Genomic DNA, 16,069 nt, shown 5'->3' on the forward strand with positions numbered 1-16,069 from the left:
CATGACCTCGACCGCCGACCTCCTCACCGCCGGCCCGCCATCCACCGCCCCGAAGGCGCGGAACCGGACCCGCGCCCGCCACCCCTACCGCAGCGCCCTGTCCACCGCACGCGCCCGCACCGGGCTCGTCCTCGTCGGCGCCGTCATCCTGGCCGGACTCCTCGCACCCGTGCTCGCCGGGCACGGGCCCACCGACCAGAGCGGCCGGAGTCTCGCCGCCCTCGGCACCCCCGGGCACCCGCTCGGCACCGACGACCTCGGCCGGGACCTGCTCAGCCGGCTCCTGTACGGCATCCGCGCCGACCTCGGCATCATCTCGCTCGCCGTCCCCATCGGCGCCGCGCTCGGCTGCCTGTTCGGGCTCGTCGCCGCCGCGCACCCGGTGGCCGACACCGTCGTCCAGCGGATCTTCGACCTGCTCCTCGCCTTCCCCGGCCTGATCCTGGCGCTCGCGGTCACGGCGATACTCGGCCCCGGCCGCATCCCCGTCGTCCTGGTCATCGCGCTCGCCGAGATCCCCGCGTTCGGGCGGCTGCTGCGCGGCGGGATCCTCGTCGAGCGGGAACGGGAGTACGTGACCGCCGCCCGGGTCGGCGGCAGTTCGGGCCGCCGGGTACTGGTCCGGCACATCCTGCCCAACGCCGCCGACCCGCTCGTCGTGCAGATCGCCGTCTCACTGAGCGTCGCCGTCTTCATCGAGGGTGCGATGAGCTTCCTCGGAGTGGGCGTACGGCCGCCGGAGCCCACGCTCGGAGCCGTACTGAGCCAGTCCATGCCCTATCTCGCCCAGGCGCCGAACTTCGCCGCGGGCCCCCTGATCACCGTGACCGCGCTCGTCCTCGGACTCTCCCTCATCTCCGAGGCGCTCAACCGGGAGATACGCCGATGACTTCCCAGGAGCTGCTGCAGGTCCGCGACCTCGGCGTCGAGTTCACCGCCCCCGACGGATCGGCGCTGCACGCCGTCCGAGGCGTCTCGTTCACCCTGAACCGGGGCGAGACGCTGGCCGTCGTCGGCGAGTCGGGCTCCGGCAAGTCCACCACCGCGCTCGCCCTGACCCGGATGCTGCCCGGCACCGGACGCATCACCACCGGGACCGTCCGCCTGGACGGCCGGGACCTGGCCGCCGCCGGCGAGGCGGAGCTGCGCGCGGTGCGCGGCGCCCGCATCGGCATGATCTTCCAGGACCCGATGACCGCCCTCAACCCCGTGCTCACGGCAGGCAAGCACATCGACGAGGTGCTCCGCGCCCACGGCAACCGCGACAGGGCGGCCCGCCGGACCCGCACCGTCGAACTCCTGGACCGGGTCGGCATCCCGGAGCCGCACCGCCGCGCGGACGACCACCCGCACCAGTTCTCCGGCGGCCAGCGCCAGCGCATCCTCATCGCGATGGCGCTGGCCGGCGAGCCCGACATCCTGCTGGCCGACGAACCGACCACCGCACTCGACGCCACCGTCCAGGACCAGATCCTCACTCTGCTGGCCGACCTCAACCGCGAAACCGGCACCGCCCTCGTCCTCATCACGCACAACATGGGCGTCGTCGCCCGCTCCTGCGAACGCGTGCTGGTCATGTACGGCGGCACCGTCGTCGAGGACGGACCCACCGCCCAGGTGCTCACCCGCCCCAGCCACCCGTACACGGCGGGCCTCCTCGCGGCCGTACCGCGTCTCTCCGCCCCGTCCGGCACCCGGCTCACCGGCATCCCCGGCAGCCCGCCCGACCTCACCCTGCTCGGGGACGGCTGCGCCTTCGCCGACCGCTGCACGCTCGTCGAGGACCGCTGCCGCACCGGAACACCGCCGCTGACGCAGCTGCCGAACGGGGTGCGGGCCGCCTGCCTGCCCGCCGCCGGGCGCACCGAGCCGCTGCCCGCGCCCGCCGCACCGGCCCGCATCGACCGGCCCACGCCCGGCGCGGTCGTCCTGGAGGCCGACGGCCTGCGCAAGACCTACAGGAAACGCGGGGCCCGGCGACGCGGCTTCACCGCGCTCGACGGGGTGTCGCTGACCCTCGCGGAGGGGGAGACGCTGGGCATCGTCGGCGAGTCCGGCTCCGGCAAGTCCACCCTCGCCAGGGTGCTGGCCCACGCCCACACCTCGGACGGCGGCACCATGCGGCTGCGCGGCGAGGACGTCACCCGGCCGTCCCGCCGCGAGCTGCACGCGGTGCGCCGCCAGGTCCAGATGGTGTTCCAGGACCCCTACGCCTCGCTCAACCCCCGGATGACGGTGGGCGAGATCGTTGCCGAACCCCTCATCGCGTTCGGCCTCGGTGACCGTGACGCACGCGAGTCGCGCGTGGCGGAACTCCTGGAGCTGGCGGGCCTCGACCCGGCCGTCGCCGACCGGCACCCGCGCTCCTTCTCCGGCGGCCAGCGTCAGCGTATCGGCATCGCCCGCGCGCTCGCCCCCGAACCCACCGTCCTCATCTGCGACGAACCCGTCTCCGCACTCGACGTCTCAGTCCAGGCGCAGATCGTCGGCCTGCTCACCGACCTCCAGCGCGATCTCGGTCTCGCCCTGGTCTTCATCGCCCACGACCTCGCCGTCGTCCGACAGGTCAGCCATCGGATCGCCGTCATGCACCAGGGCCGGATCGTGGAGAGCGGCAGCGCCGACGAGGTCTGCGAGCACCCCCGGGAGGCGTACACCCGCGCCCTGCTGGCGGCGGCGCCCGAACCCGTACCCCCGGCGGTCCGGGCCGCACACACCGAGAAGACGGGAGCGCTCGCGTGAGCGCCTGCTGCACACCCGGCCGTCCCTGTACGGGCGTACTCCCTCTCCCGGTGGTACGCCGCACGGCCCGGCCGCCCGCCCTCGCACACCGGGCGATGGCCGAACTTCCCGGAGGCGTCTTCCGGATGGGCGACGCCTTCGGCGAGGGATACCCCACCGACCGGGAGGGGCCGGTGCGCGAGGTCGCCGTGGCCCCGTTCGCCATCGACACCACCGCCGTCAGCAACGCCGACTGGGCCGTCTTCGCCGACGCCACCGGCTACCGCACCGACGCGGAACGGTACGGCAGCTCCTACGTCTTCCATCTGCTCGTGGCGCCGGCCGCCGCGCGCCACGTCATCGGCCGGGTACCGGGCGCACCCTGGTGGCTCGGCGTCGAGGGAGCGTACTGGAGGGCGCCCGAGGGCCCCGGCCCGGGGATCGAGGACCGGGCCGACCACCCCGTCGTGCACATCTCCCACGACGACGCCCGCGCCTACTGCGACTGGGCCGGACTCCGGCTGCCGACCGAAGCCGAATGGGAGTACGCCGCCCGGGGCGGACGCAACGGCGCCCGCTACCCGTGGGGCGACGAACTCGCCCCCGGCGGACGCGAGATGTGCAACACCTGGCGCGGCAGCTTCCCGCACCGCTCGGACCGGCCCGGCGGCCGCACGGGCACGGTCCCCGTCACCACGTACGAACCCAACGGCCACGGCCTGTACAACACCTCCGGCAACGTCTGGGAGTGGTGCGCCGACGCCTTCGGCGCGGGCGAGCGCGTCATCCGGGGCGGCTCCTACCTGTGCCACTCCTCGTACTGCAACCGCTACCGCGTCGCCGCGCGCTCCCACAACACCCCCGACTCCTCGACCGGCCACGGCGGCTTCCGCTGCGCCCGTGACCTCCCCGCCACGGAAGGACGTGCCCGCCCGTGAAGGCCGTCATGGTGATGTTCGACAGCCTCAACCGGCATCTGCTGCCGCCCTACGGCGCCGACTGGACCCACGCCCCCAACTTCCGCCGTCTCGCCGAGCGCACGGTCACCTACGACAAGTGTTACGCGGGCTCCATGCCGTGCATGCCGGCCCGCCGCGAACTGCACACCGGGCGCCACAACTTCCTGCACCGGGGCTGGGGGCCGCTGGAGCCGTTCGACGACTCGATGCCCGAGCTCCTCAAGCGGCACGGCGTCTACACCCACCTCGTCAGCGACCACCAGCACTACTGGGAGGACGGTGGCGCCACCTACCACGGCCGCTACAACTCCTGGGAGTTCTTCCGGGGCCAGGAGGGCGACCCCTGGAAGGGGCAGGTCGCCGACCCGCGGCCCCCCGACGACCTGCGCACCACCCGCAACGACGTGTGGCGGCAGGACTGGGTCAACCGTCAGCACCTGGACACCGAGGCGAAGCAGCCCCAGACCCTCACCTTCGACGCGGGGCTCGAATTCCTGCGGACCAACCATGCCGAGGACGACTGGTTCGTCCAGATCGAGACCTTCGACCCGCACGAACCCTTCTTCACCCAGGACCACTACATGGACCTCTACCCGCACGACTACGACGGGCCGCACTTCGACTGGCCCGACTACAACCGGGTCACCGAGACGAAGGACCAGGAGACGCACGCCCGTTACGAGTACGCGGCACTGCTCTCCATGTGCGACCACTCGCTGGGCCGCGTCCTCGACGCGATGGACGCCCACGGCCTGTGGGACGACACCATGCTCATCGTCTGCACCGACCACGGCTACCTGCTGGGGGAGAAGGGCTGGTGGGCGAAGGTCGTCACCCCCTGGTACAACGAACTCGTCCACACCCCGCTCTTCGTGCACGATCCGCGGCGCCCGGACCGGGCCGGCAGCCGTGACGACGCGCTCGTCCAGACGATCGATCTCGCGCCGACACTCCTCGACTTCTTCGGAGCCGACCGCGCCCCCGACATGCGGGGCCGACCGCTGCGGGAGGCGCTCGACGCCCAACAGCCGCGCGAATCAGCGCTCTTCGGAATGTTCGGCGGCCATGTGAACGTCACCGACGGACGGTACGTCTACATGCGCTCATGTCACGACGACCGCAACCGCCCGCTGTACGAGCACACCCTGATGCCCACCCATATGCGCGGCCGCTACACCCCCGACGAACTCTCCGGCATGACCCTGACCGAACCGTTCTCCTTCACCAAGGGGGTACGTACCCTCAGGATCGCCGCAAACCCCTCACCGCTCCTCGGACCGCAACGCTTCGGCACGCTGCTCTTCGACCTGGAAACCGACCCGCGCCAGGAGAGGCCGTTCGTCGACGACGCCGTCGAACTGCGCATGATCCGGCTGCTGGTCGAGCAGCTCGGGGCGAGTGAGGCACCCGCCGACCAGTACGAACGGCTCGGTGTACCGCGCGATCCCGGCGAGGTCGGCGAGCCCCATCTGCTGGTCGCCGCCCAGCGGGAACGGGCCGAGAAGGCCCGTGAACCCGCCGCCCGCTCGGACGAGTTCACCGAAGGGGCCCTCAACCTCCGTACGCCGCTTGCGCAGCTGCTGGCCGAACCCGCCGCCACCGAGGCGATCCGGCGCATCGTCCCCGGTCTGCTCGACACCGAACTGCTGACCGTGCGCGGCGCCGGCACCCTCCTCCAGATCGCCGCCTTCGCCGGACACCCCGGGCGCGACCAGCTCACCGCCCTCGCCGACGAACTGGCCCGCCTCTTCCCGCTCACCCCGACGACCGACGACGGAGCCCGGAGCCGATGACCACCAGCACCCGACGCGACCCCTACGAAGGCTTCCCCGGCACGATCGGCCGGACCTTCGCCGAATCCGAGCCGGCCTGGCCCCCGCACGGCTCACCGGGCCGCGGCGCCCCGAACATCGTCGTCGTCCTCGTCGACGACATGGGCTACAGCGACATCGGCCCGTTCGGCTCCGAGATCGCCACCCCGAACCTCAGCGCGCTGGCCGAGGAGGGCGTACGGCTCTCCAACTACCACACCATGCCGCTCTGTTCACCGGCCCGTGCCGCCCTGCTCACCGGCCTCAACCCGCACCGCGTCGGCTACGCCATGGTCGCCAACTCCGACCCCGGCTTCCCCGGCTACGGCATGGAGATTGCCGACGACATCCCGACCCTCGCCGAACTCCTCCACGACTCCGGGTACGCCACCTACGCCGTCGGCAAATGGCACCTGGTCCGCGACTCGGCCTCCAACGCCGCCGACGACCGCGGCAACTGGCCGCTGAGCAAGGGCTTCGACCAGTACTACGGCGTCCTGGAAGGCCTGACCAGCCTCTTCCACCCGCACCAGCTGGTCCGCGACAACAGCCCGCTGGACATCGACGAGTTCCCCGACGACTACTACTACACCGACGACATCACCGACCAGGCCATCTCCATGGTGAAGTCGCTCCGCGCCCACGACCCGGACAAGCCCTTCTTCCTCTACCTGGGACACAACGCGGTCCACGGCCCGCTCCAGGCCAAGGCGCGGGACATCGCCCGCCACCGGGGCCGCTACGACGAGGGCTGGGACGTTCTGCGCGAACGGCGCTTCGCCGCCCAGCTGGCCGACGGCCTCTTCCCGCCGGGCACCGAGCTCCCCGACCGCAACAGCGAAGCCGGACTCGACGTACCCGCCTGGGCGAGCCTCACCGAGGAGCAGCAGAAGCTCTACGCCCGCTACATGGAGGTGTACGCGGCGCTCGTCGACAACATCGACCAGAACCTGGGGCGGCTCACCGAGACGCTCGACGCACTCGGCGAGCTGGACAACACCATCATCGTCTTCACCTCCGACAACGGCGGCACGGGTGAGGGCGGCGCCGAGGGCACCCGCTCCTACTTCAGCCGCTTCGTCCACCACCCCGCCCTCCCCGGCGACTGGACCCCCGACGTCGACCGCGACCCGGAGCTCATCGGCGGCCCGCGCAGTCTGGTGCACTACCCGCGGGGTTGGGGCATGGCCTCCAACACCCCCTTCCGCCTCTACAAGGGGCACACCTACGCGGGCGGGGCACGCGTTCCCTTCGTCCTGTCGTGGCCGAAGGGGGCCCGCGAGGGCCGACTCGACCCCGGCCTGCGTACGCAGTACCAGTACGTCACCGACATCGCCCCCACCCTGCTGGGGCTGGCCGGTCTGGAGCGGCCGGCCGAGCGGCGCGGCGTCACCCTCCAGGAGCCGGACGGTGTCAGCTTCACCCCCGTGCTCGCCGACGCGGAACACCGCTCCACCCACTCCGGGCAGTACTGCGAGATGACCGGCAACCGCAGCTACTACCGGGACGGCCACAAACTGGTCACCCTGCACCGGCCCGGCACGCCCTACGACGACTCCGAGTGGGCGCTGTACGACATCAGGACCGACCCGACCGAAATCCACGACCTGGCCGCCGAGCGCCCCGGCCTCGTCAAGGAGCTGTCGCAGGCCTGGGAGCAGGCCGCCTGGCGCAACGGAGTCTTCCCACTGCCCGACGGCAGCGGGGCACTGGCCCGCCGCAACCCGGCAGAGGAACGGCTCGTGCGTCCGCTGACCCTGCTGCCCGGCACACCGGAACTGGAGCGCTACCGCTCCTCACGGCTGGTGGCGCTGCGCTCCTTCGAGATCGTCGTGGCCGTCGACGAGCCGGGCGAAGGGGTCCTGGTCTCCCACGGCGACCAGGGCGGCGGCTACAGCGTGTACATCGAGGACGGCCGGCTCCGGCTCGCGTACAACGAGTACGGCGTGCTCCACGAGACCGACGCCGGCCCCCTTACGCCGGGGGGGCACGTCGTGGTGATCGCGGCCGAGGCCGGGAAGGGGCTGCGCTGGAGTTTCACGGTGAGTGTCGACGGCGAGGTGCGGGCCACTCCAGGAAGCGTCCACCAGCTCATCGGGATGGCGCCCTTCCAGGGCATCAGCGTCGGTGTCGACCGGAAGTCGCCCGTCTCGTGGCCGCTCTTCGAGCGCCACCGGTCCTTCCGCTTCCGCGGCCGGCTGCGGTCGGTGACCTACCGCCCGGGGGTGCCGGGGCCCGACTCCCCGGAGGCGGTCGCCGAGGCACTGAAGGCAGCTGCCGCGGCCTTCGAATAGGACGGCGGCGGACCTGCCCGCCCACGGCCTCCCGGCACGATTGGCGAGGAGCGGCGGGCAGGACTAACGTCGTGGGAGTGAACGGCTGCGTTCACTCACGGCTCGAGTTGCAAGCGATCCCATGACGGACTCCCACGCGACACCCCGGCAGGCTGCCGATTCCCCGGAGCGGGCACACGGCAGCCGGATCGCCCTACTCGTCATCGCCTCCTGCCAGTTGATGGTGGTGCTCGACATCACCATCGTGAACATCGCGCTTCCGCACATCCAGACCGCCCTGGGCTTCTCCACCGAGAACCTGTCCTGGGTGGTCAACGCCTACACGCTGACCTTCGGCGGGCTGCTCCTGCTGGGCGGGCGGCTGGGCGACATCCTGGGCAGGCGCAGAGTCTTCGTCTTCGGTGTCCTGCTCTTCGCCTTCGCCTCCCTGCTCGGTGGTCTCGCCCAGGAGTCCTGGCAGCTGCTGGCAGCCCGCTCGCTGCAGGGCGTCGGCGGAGCCATCGCCTCACCGACCGCCCTGTCGCTGATCACCACGACCTTCCGCGAGGGGCCCGAACGCAACAGGGCGTTCGGCGTGTTCGCGGCGGTCTCCGCCGGCGGCAGCGCGATCGGTCTGCTGGCGGGCGGTCTGCTGGTGGAGTGGCTCGACTGGCGGTGGATCTTCTTCGTGAACGTCCCCATCGCCCTGCTGATCGCGCTCGCCACCCCCCGGTACATCCGGGAGTCCGAACGCCATCCGGGCCACTTCGACGTCGTGGGCGCGCTGACGGCCACGCTGGGCATGGTCCTGCTGGTCTACGGCTTCATCCGTGCGTCCGAGGAGGGCTGGACCAACAGCCTCACTCTGGGCGCGTTCGCCGCGGCGGTCGTACTGCTCGCCCTGTTCATCGTCATCGAGAGCCGGTCCAGGCAGCCCATCACACCTCTGCGGATGTTCCGCGACCGCAACCGCTCGGGCGCGTACGGCATGATGCTGTGCCTGGCCGCGGCGATGTTCGGGATGTTCTTCTTCCTGACCCTCTTCGTGCAGAACATCCTGGGCTTCAGCCCGCTCCGGGCGGGACTCGCCTTCCTGCCGATCAGTGCCATCGTCGCCGTCGGCGCGGGGATCACGTCCCAGCTGCTGCCCAAATGGGGGCCGAAACCCTTCATGGTGACGGGCGCCCTGCTGTGCGCATCGGGCCTCGGCTGGCTCACGCAGGCCGACGCCGACAGCACGTACCTGGGCAGCCTGCTCGGGCCGGTGCTGGTGTTCGGGCTCGGCATGGGGCTCCAGTTCGTGTCGCTGACCCTGATGGCCGTGTCCGATGTGGAGTCGAGGGACGCGGGGGCGGCCTCCGGAATCCTCAACACCACGCAACAGGTGGGTGGTTCGCTCGGGCTGTCCATCCTCGTCACGGTCTTCGGGACTGCCAGCCGCAACGAGGCCACCCACCAGGTGCCGAACTTCCTGGCGCACGCGACCCCGGCCGAGCTGGCACAGTTCCGCAGGACCGGCCAGCTTCCCGGGCGCTGGGGCGACCAGGTGCTGGCCTCGGGCGTCTCCACCTCCTTCATCGTCTCCGTCGTGTTCGCGGTGGTGGCGGCGCTGATCGCGCTGATCGTCGTCCGGGTGCGCGCCTCGGACATCGAGCGGCTGCGGGGCGGCGGCATGATGCCCGGCGCGGGGGCGGGGGCCGGTGAATCCCCGGGGGAAGCGGCCGGCGGGGCTGTGGCGGAGCCGGTGCACCGCCGGCCGCCACCGGGCGACGACGGCAGACCGGGCCCGGGGACATGACACCCGGCTCTTGACGGAACACGGCCATGTCGCCGAGTGTGTGGTGGGTTTGAGCCGCACCACACCGGAGGCGTACGTGAGACGTTGGAAATCCAGGAGCGCGGTGACCGCCGCCGCGGCGGCGCTGCTCCTCGCAGCCGTGCAACCAGCCGCGGTCGCCGGCACTCTGACAACGTTGTCAAGCGCTTCGGGGGGCGCCGCGCACCTGGTCGAGGACCCCGCCGACCACGTCGACCCCTTGATCGGGACCGGACGCGGCGGATCGACCGTGGGGGAGATCAACAACTTCCCCGGCCCCGCCGCCCCGTTCGGCATGATGCAGTTCTCGCCCGACACGCCCGGCTCGTACGCGGGGTACCAGTACCACAGCGATCAGATCCGGGGCTTCAGCCTCGACCACGCCTCGGTGGGCTGCACGGCCTTCGGCGATGTACCGATCCTCCCGGTGACCGGGGACGTCGGCGAGGCGCCCTGGGACCGCAGCGAGCACTTCTCGCACACCGGTGAGGAGGCGGCGCCGGGCTACTACGCGGTGACGCTCGACGACTCGAAGGTCCGGGCCGAGCTGACCGCGACGACGCGTACCGGCCTGGCGGCCTTCACCTTCCCCGAAGGAGCCGACGCGGCACAGGTCCTGGTCAAGGGCGGCGGCAGCCTGGCCGGCGACAAGAAGGCGGACATGCGGATCGTCGGCGACCGGGAGGTCACCGGGTCCGCCACCACGGGCAACTTCTGCGGCAAGGGCAACGAGTACACGCTCCACTACGCGATCACCTTCGACCGCCCCTTCACCGCGCACGGAACCTGGGACGGCGAGACCGTCACGAAGGACAGCGACACCGTGGACGCGCCCAAGGCCGGGGCCTATCTGACGTTCGGGACGGACGGGACGCGCACCGTGCGGGCCAAGGTCTCCATGAGCTACGTCTCCGTGGCCGGCGCCCGGGCCAACATGGCCGCCGAGGTGCCCGGCTGGAGCCTCGCGGACCTGCGCGAGCAGACCCGCGACGCCTGGAACGAGGCCCTGCGCAAGGTGCGCGTCGCCGGCAGGGACGCCGACGAGCTGAAGACGTTCTACACCTCGCTCTACCACTCGCTGATGCACCCGAACACCTTCAACGACGCCGACGGCCGCTACATCGGCTTCGACGACAAGGTGCGGACCCTGCCCGAGGGGCGTACCCAGTACGCCAACTTCTCCGACTGGGACACCTACCGCTCGCTCGCCCCGCTCCAGGCCATGCTCTGGCCCGACGAGGCGAGCGACATGGCCCAGTCACTGGTCAACGACGCGGTCCAGGGCGGCTGGTGGCCGCGCTGGCCGGTGGCCAACGGCTACACGGGCCAGATGACCGGCGACAACTCGGTGGCTCTCATCGCCAACCTCTACGCGTTCGGCGCCCGCGACTTCGACCTCAAGACGGCGCTGAAGTATCTGGTCAAGGGCGCGACGACGGTGGACGGCACACCCGGCGCCTACCAGGAGCGGCCGGACATCGCCAACTACGTCGAACGGGGTTACGCACCGAACAACGACGCCTCACGCGGCGACCACCAGCGCGTCGGCGGCTCGGTCACCCTGGAATGGGCGATCGACGACTTCGCCATCGCCCGGCTCGCCCACGCCGCGAAGGACACCGCGACCGAGCGCACCTTCACCCGGCGCGGCCAGAACTGGCAGAACATCCTCAACCCCGCGACCGGTTACCTGCAGCCTCGCGGTGAGGACGGCCGCTTCCCCGACGGCCCCGGCTTCCAGCCGCCGCCGGAAGGCAAGTTCGGCCAGGACGGGTTCGACGAGGGCAACGCGGCGCAGTACAACTGGCTCGTACCGCAGAACACCGCCGGACTCATCGAGGGCATGGGCGGCCCCGACGTCGCCTCCGCACGGCTCGACACCTTCTTCACCGAGCTCAACGCGGGAGCCAACGTGCCCTACATGTGGGCCGGCAACGAGGTCGACTTCGGGGCCCCGTGGGTCTACAACCACCTCGGTACGCCGTGGAAGACGCAGAAGACGGTACGGGACATCGCCACGACCCTGTTCAGCCCGACACCCGACGGCGAGCCGGGCAACGACGACCTCGGGGCACAGTCCTCGTGGTACGTGTGGGCCGCGCTGGGCCTCTACCCCTCGACACCGGGTACGTCCGACCTCACCGTGCACAGCCCGCTGTTCGAACGAGCGGTGCTCGACCTGCCGGGCCGCGGCGCCGATCTCGACATCCGGGCCCCCGAGGCATCGGCCGGCACCCCGTACGTACACGGTCTGAAGCTCGACGGACGCGACTGGGAGCGCACCTACCTGCCGCAGTCGACGGTCCGGGACGGCGGACGGCTCGACTTCGCGCTGGCCGCCACCCCGGACACCCACTGGGCGACCTCCGCCAAGGCGGCACCCCCCTCGTACCGCACGGGTGAACGCCCCTTCCTGGCCAACGCGACGCCCAACCAGTCCACGGCCGAACCCGGGGGCGAGGGTGCGGAAATCGAGATCGCCGGGCAGCGTCTGGCCGGACACGACCGGACCCTGACGGTCACCGCCGACCCGCCCGAGGGGCTCACGGTCAGCGCCCGGAAGACAACGATGAAGCTCGGCACGGCAGGCTCCGGCAGCGCCGCGCTCACCGTCACGGCCGGACCGAAGACGGCGGAGGGCTACTACGAAGTACCGCTGACGGTACGGGGGAGTGGTACCGCCGCCCCCGTACGGCTGTCCGTCACCGTTCTGGTGGCACCGCAGGACAGCCTCTCGGCCGCCTACGACAACACCGGCCGCTCCGACGACTCCGATCACGGGCAGGGCGACTTCGACGGTGACGGCAACAGCTACTCACGGCAGGCGCTGGCCGAGGCCGGGCTGTCCAGCGGTGCCCGCACGGAGGTGTCCGGCACCACGTTCACCTGGCCGGCCGCACCGCAGGGCAGGCCGGACAATCTGAGCGCGGACGGCCGGACGATCGGTCTGGGCGCGCCGGGCGGGGACGCCGGGCGGCTGCTCTTCGTGGGCTCGGCCACCGACGGCGATCACAAGGGCAGCGCCACGGTGACCTTCACCGACGGGAGCACGGCCGAGGCGGACCTGTCCTTCGGGGACTGGACCCTGCCCGGCGGCGGCACGGAACCGGTCCTCGGCAACACGCTCGTCGCCCGGGCGGACCACCGCAACCAGTCCGGCGGCAGCGGTCCTGCGGCGTACGTCTTCGCCACCACCCCGTTCGACGTACCCGAGGGCAGACACATCAAGAGCGTGACGCTGCCTGACGATCCGGACCTGCACGTCTTCGCCGTCGGTCTCGGCGGCTGACGGCGGCCGGTTCCGAGAGGCCCTGAGCCGGCGGGCGCCCGTTTCCTCACCGGGTGCCCGCCGGCCGCGGGGCTCAGTCCTTGACGGTGAAGCCCGCGCGCAACAGGACGTCGTCGCGCGAGGACGGGCCGACGAGCAGCTCGAACGCGCCCGGCTCGACGACCCGGTTGCCGGCGGCGTCCACCAGGCTGCAGTCCGCTACGGGCAGCTCGATGGCGACCTCGCGCGACTCGCCGGGTCCGAGCGTCACCTGGCGGTAGGCCTTGAGTTCCTTCTCGGCCCACGTCACCGATGTGACGCTGTCGCTCACGTACGCCTGCACGGTCTCGCGCACCGACCGGTCACCCGTGTTGCGGACGAGGACGCGCGCCCGCAGGGTGTCACCCGCGCCGAGCACGTCGGTGAGCACCTCCAGGTCCGTGTACGCGACGCTCGTGTAGCTGAGCCCCTCGCCGAACACGAACGCCGGACTCTGTGTCAGATCGGCGTAGCGCGAGCCGTGCTGGCCGCGCACCTGGTTGTAGTACGTCGGCTGCTGCCCCGAGTGGCGGGCGAAGGAGACCGGAAGCCGGCCTGACGGTTCGATGAGGCCCAGAGCCAGTTCGGCGACGGCCCGGCCGCCGAGCATGCCCGGGTTGAAGGCGTGCACGATCGCCGCCGCGCGGTGCGCCGATGGCGGCAGGACGAGCGGCTTGGAACTGATGACGACCACCACGAACGGCTTGCCCGTCGCGGCGAGCGCGTCGAGCAGCGCGATCTGACCGCCGATCAGCTCCAGGGTCGCCGTCGAACACCCCTCACCCACGAGCTCGATACGGTCACCCACGACCGCGACCACGTGGTCGGCGGCCCGCGCCGCGGCGACGGCCTCGGCGATCAGGGCATCGGACGGCTCCGCCGGGACGACGATCTCCGGCCGGGGCTGTCCGTCGGGGAAGAAGGCGCCCTCGGGGTCGGGGCCCACGGTGAGGATGTCGGCGCCGCGTGCGTGGGTGACGGTCCACCCCTGCGGCACGTGCTCCCGGAACCCGTCCAGCACGGTGCGGATCATGTCGCGCGGCTGACCGTCCGGCAGCCAGTCCGCCTGCCCCGACGAGCCCGCCCAGTCGCCGAGCTGGGTCTGCGCGTCGTCGGCGTTGGGACCGATGACGGCGACGGTGCGCGGTGCGGCGCCTTCCGCCGCGAGGGCACGTCCGTCCGCACCGGCCCGGAGGCCGCCGTCCAGCGGCAGGGTGCCGTCGTTGGCGAGGAGCACCAGCGAGCGGCGGGCCGCTTCGAGGTTCACCCCGGCGTGCGCGGCACTGCCGATGACCGCGGCCTGCCGCTCGCGGTCCGGATGGCGCGGATTCTCGAACAGGCCCAGCTCGAACTTGAGCGTCAGGATGCGGCGGACCGCCGCGTCGACCTCCGCCTCGTCGAGCGTGCCCCCGGCGACCGCCTCCTGCGCACCGTCGAAGAAGTCCGGCGTGGTCATCACCATGTCGTTGCCCGCCCGGACCGCGGCGGCCGCGGCCTTCGCGTGGTCGGCGTAGACCCGCTGCTCCCACACCATGCGGCCGACGTTGTCCCAGTCGGTCACCAGCGTCCCGGTGTAGCCCCACTCGCCGCGCAGCACCTCGTTCAGGAGCCAGTTGTTGACGGTGACCGGGACCCCGTCCATGGACTGGTAGCCGAGCATGAACGTCCGGCAGCCCTCTCGGGCGACCCGCTCGAACGGAGGCAGGAACCACGAACGCAGCTTGCGGCGCGAGATGTCCGCCTCGCTGGCGTCCCGGCCGCCCTGCGTCTCGGAGTAGCCGGCGAAGTGCTTGGCGCAGGCCAGGATCGCCGTCGGGTCGTCGAGGCCGTCCCCCTGGTAACCGCGCACCATCGCCGAGGCGAGCTCGCCGATGAGGAAGGGATCCTCACCGAACGTCTCGCTCACCCGGCCCCAGCGCAGGTCGCGGGTGATGCACAGGACCGGGGAGAACGTCCAGTGGACACCGGTTGCCGCGACCTCCACGGCCGTCGCCCGCGCGACCCGCTCCAGCAGCTCCGGGTCCCACGTGGCGGCCAGGCCGAGCTGGGTGGGGTAGATCGTGGCCCCCTCCCAGAACGAGTGCCCGTGGATGCAGTCCTCCGCGACGAGCAACGGGATCCGCAGCCTGGTCCGCTCGGTGAGTGCGGCAGCTTCCAGTACGCGTTCGGGGGAGGCGTGCAGGATCGAGCCCGCGTGCATGTCCTCGATGTGGCGCCGGACCCCGTCCTTCGCGTTCAGCTGGAGCATCTGGCCGATCTTCTCGGGCAGCGTCATCCGGCCGACCAGGTCGGCGACGCGCTCGGGGACGGACAGCTCGGGGTCGAGATAGGGCGGTGAGGAGCCCACAGGAGTTCCTTTCACAACGTCGGTGACGTTCTCATCGGGCGGATACCCGGATGGCCGAGGGACCGGCCGGCGACATGGCACGGCTCAACTCGGCCGCACGCACCCACCGTACGCCGAATCCCGACCGGGTGGTAAGTATGTGAGTATGCGACCGTACTCAGTGGTGCCGTCCGGAACGGCCGGGAAGGGTGGGACGTGACCGGCGATACGCGGCGCGGCTACGCGAAGGGCCGGGCCAAACGCGTGGAGATCCTCGACCAGGCCATGGCCATGTTCGGCGAGGTCGGCTACCGGGGCGCCTCCCTGCGGATGATCGCCACCCGTTGCGGGATCTCGCACCCCGGTCTGCTCCACCACTTCCCGACGAAGCAGTCACTGCTGCTCGCGGTGTTGGAACACCGTGACGAGGTGGACGGCGAATGGCTCGCCGTCGGTGGTCCGAGGGGCGTCGACCGGCTGCGCCGCCTCGTCGACCTGGCCGCGCTGAACGCCGAACGCCGCGGAATCGTCGAGCTGTTCTCCGTACTCGCCGCCGAGGCCACCTCCACCGACCACCCGGCCCACACCTACTTCGTGGAGCGCTACCGCAACTCGGTCCTGACCACGGCCGTCTCGTACGAGGAGGCGCGGGACGAGGGCGCGCTGCGCGGCGGTATCGCGCCCGGCGAAGCGGCGCAGCAGCTGATCGCGCTGATGGACGGGCTCCAGACGCAGTGGCTCCTCAGCGGCTGCGTGACGGACATGGCGGGCGTGCTGCGCGCGCATGTGCAGGCGCAGTTGACCGTGGAGCTCTGAGCCGGCGCCCGTGCATCCGTGCCGCGGTGCACGGCACGGA

General features: G+C 71.5%; 9 protein-coding genes. 8 read left to right on the top strand and 1 reads right to left on the bottom strand.

Features of this window, described 5'->3' with window-relative positions:
• The first annotated feature begins 1 nt into the window (after position 1).
• From ACFVJX_RS08985 to ACFVJX_RS09015, 7 genes are all read left to right on the top strand, one after another.
• Positions 2-889 carry an ABC transporter permease gene (locus tag ACFVJX_RS08985; RefSeq protein ID WP_384122016.1) on the top strand — a complete coding sequence of 296 codons (888 nt, stop codon included), beginning with the start codon at positions 2-4 and terminating at the stop codon, positions 887-889.
• A complete protein-coding gene (locus tag ACFVJX_RS08990) occupies positions 886-2,742 on the top strand; it encodes a dipeptide ABC transporter ATP-binding protein (RefSeq protein ID WP_384122013.1) in 1,857 nt (618 codons plus the stop codon). The genes ACFVJX_RS08985 and ACFVJX_RS08990 overlap by 4 nt, the downstream gene beginning before the upstream one ends.
• A gap of 95 nt (positions 2,743-2,837) precedes the next feature.
• The gene (locus ACFVJX_RS08995; protein WP_384122010.1) at positions 2,838-3,659 is read left to right on the top strand and encodes a formylglycine-generating enzyme family protein; all 822 of its coding nucleotides are present in this window, start codon (positions 2,838-2,840) and stop codon (positions 3,657-3,659) included.
• Positions 3,656-5,473 carry a sulfatase gene (locus tag ACFVJX_RS09000; protein WP_384122008.1) on the top strand — a complete coding sequence of 606 codons (1,818 nt, stop codon included), beginning with the start codon at positions 3,656-3,658 and terminating at the stop codon, positions 5,471-5,473. The genes ACFVJX_RS08995 and ACFVJX_RS09000 overlap by 4 nt, the downstream gene beginning before the upstream one ends.
• Entirely contained in the window at positions 5,470-7,785 is a 2,316-nt protein-coding gene (locus tag ACFVJX_RS09005) for an arylsulfatase (protein ID WP_384122005.1), read from the top strand. The genes ACFVJX_RS09000 and ACFVJX_RS09005 overlap by 4 nt, the downstream gene beginning before the upstream one ends.
• A 121-nt stretch (positions 7,786-7,906) precedes the next feature.
• Positions 7,907-9,562 (top strand): MFS transporter, encoded by a 1,656-nt coding sequence (locus ACFVJX_RS09010; protein WP_384122002.1) that lies wholly within the window; start codon positions 7,907-7,909, stop codon positions 9,560-9,562.
• 175 nt (positions 9,563-9,737) lie between these two features.
• Positions 9,738-12,869, top strand: a complete 3,132-nt coding sequence (locus ACFVJX_RS09015) for a GH92 family glycosyl hydrolase (RefSeq protein WP_384121999.1) — start codon at positions 9,738-9,740, stop codon at positions 12,867-12,869.
• 73 nt (positions 12,870-12,942) lie between these two features.
• Here ACFVJX_RS09015 and ACFVJX_RS09020 read toward each other — a convergent pair whose 3' ends face one another.
• Complete coding sequence (locus ACFVJX_RS09020; RefSeq protein WP_384121996.1) at positions 12,943-15,234, bottom strand: glycoside hydrolase family 3 N-terminal domain-containing protein; 2,292 nt, start codon at positions 15,232-15,234, stop codon at positions 12,943-12,945.
• A gap of 195 nt (positions 15,235-15,429) precedes the next feature.
• On the opposite strand from ACFVJX_RS09020, the gene ACFVJX_RS09025 reads away from it, so the two are divergent.
• Positions 15,430-16,029 carry a TetR/AcrR family transcriptional regulator gene (locus tag ACFVJX_RS09025; protein WP_384121993.1) on the top strand — a complete coding sequence of 200 codons (600 nt, stop codon included), beginning with the start codon at positions 15,430-15,432 and terminating at the stop codon, positions 16,027-16,029.
• Positions 16,030-16,069 lie beyond the last annotated feature (40 nt).

It is taken from the genome of Streptomyces sp. NPDC127177 (genome assembly GCF_042672475.1).
Taxonomy (GTDB): Bacteria; Actinomycetota; Actinomycetes; order Streptomycetales; family Streptomycetaceae; genus Streptomyces.

Bases quoted from the DNA above. Each gene is read 5' to 3' on its own strand.
- ACFVJX_RS08985 (WP_384122016.1), top strand. From the start codon at position 2: ATGACCTCGACCGCCGACCTCCTCACCGCCGGCCCGCCATCCACCGCC.
- ACFVJX_RS09010 (WP_384122002.1), top strand. From the start codon at position 7,907: ATGACGGACTCCCACGCGACACCCCGGCAGGCTGCCGATTCCCCGGAG.
- ACFVJX_RS08990 (WP_384122013.1), top strand. From the start codon at position 886: ATGACTTCCCAGGAGCTGCTGCAGGTCCGCGACCTCGGCGTCGAGTTC.
- ACFVJX_RS09005 (WP_384122005.1), top strand. From the start codon at position 5,470: ATGACCACCAGCACCCGACGCGACCCCTACGAAGGCTTCCCCGGCACG.
- ACFVJX_RS08995 (WP_384122010.1), top strand. From the start codon at position 2,838: ATGGCCGAACTTCCCGGAGGCGTCTTCCGGATGGGCGACGCCTTCGGC.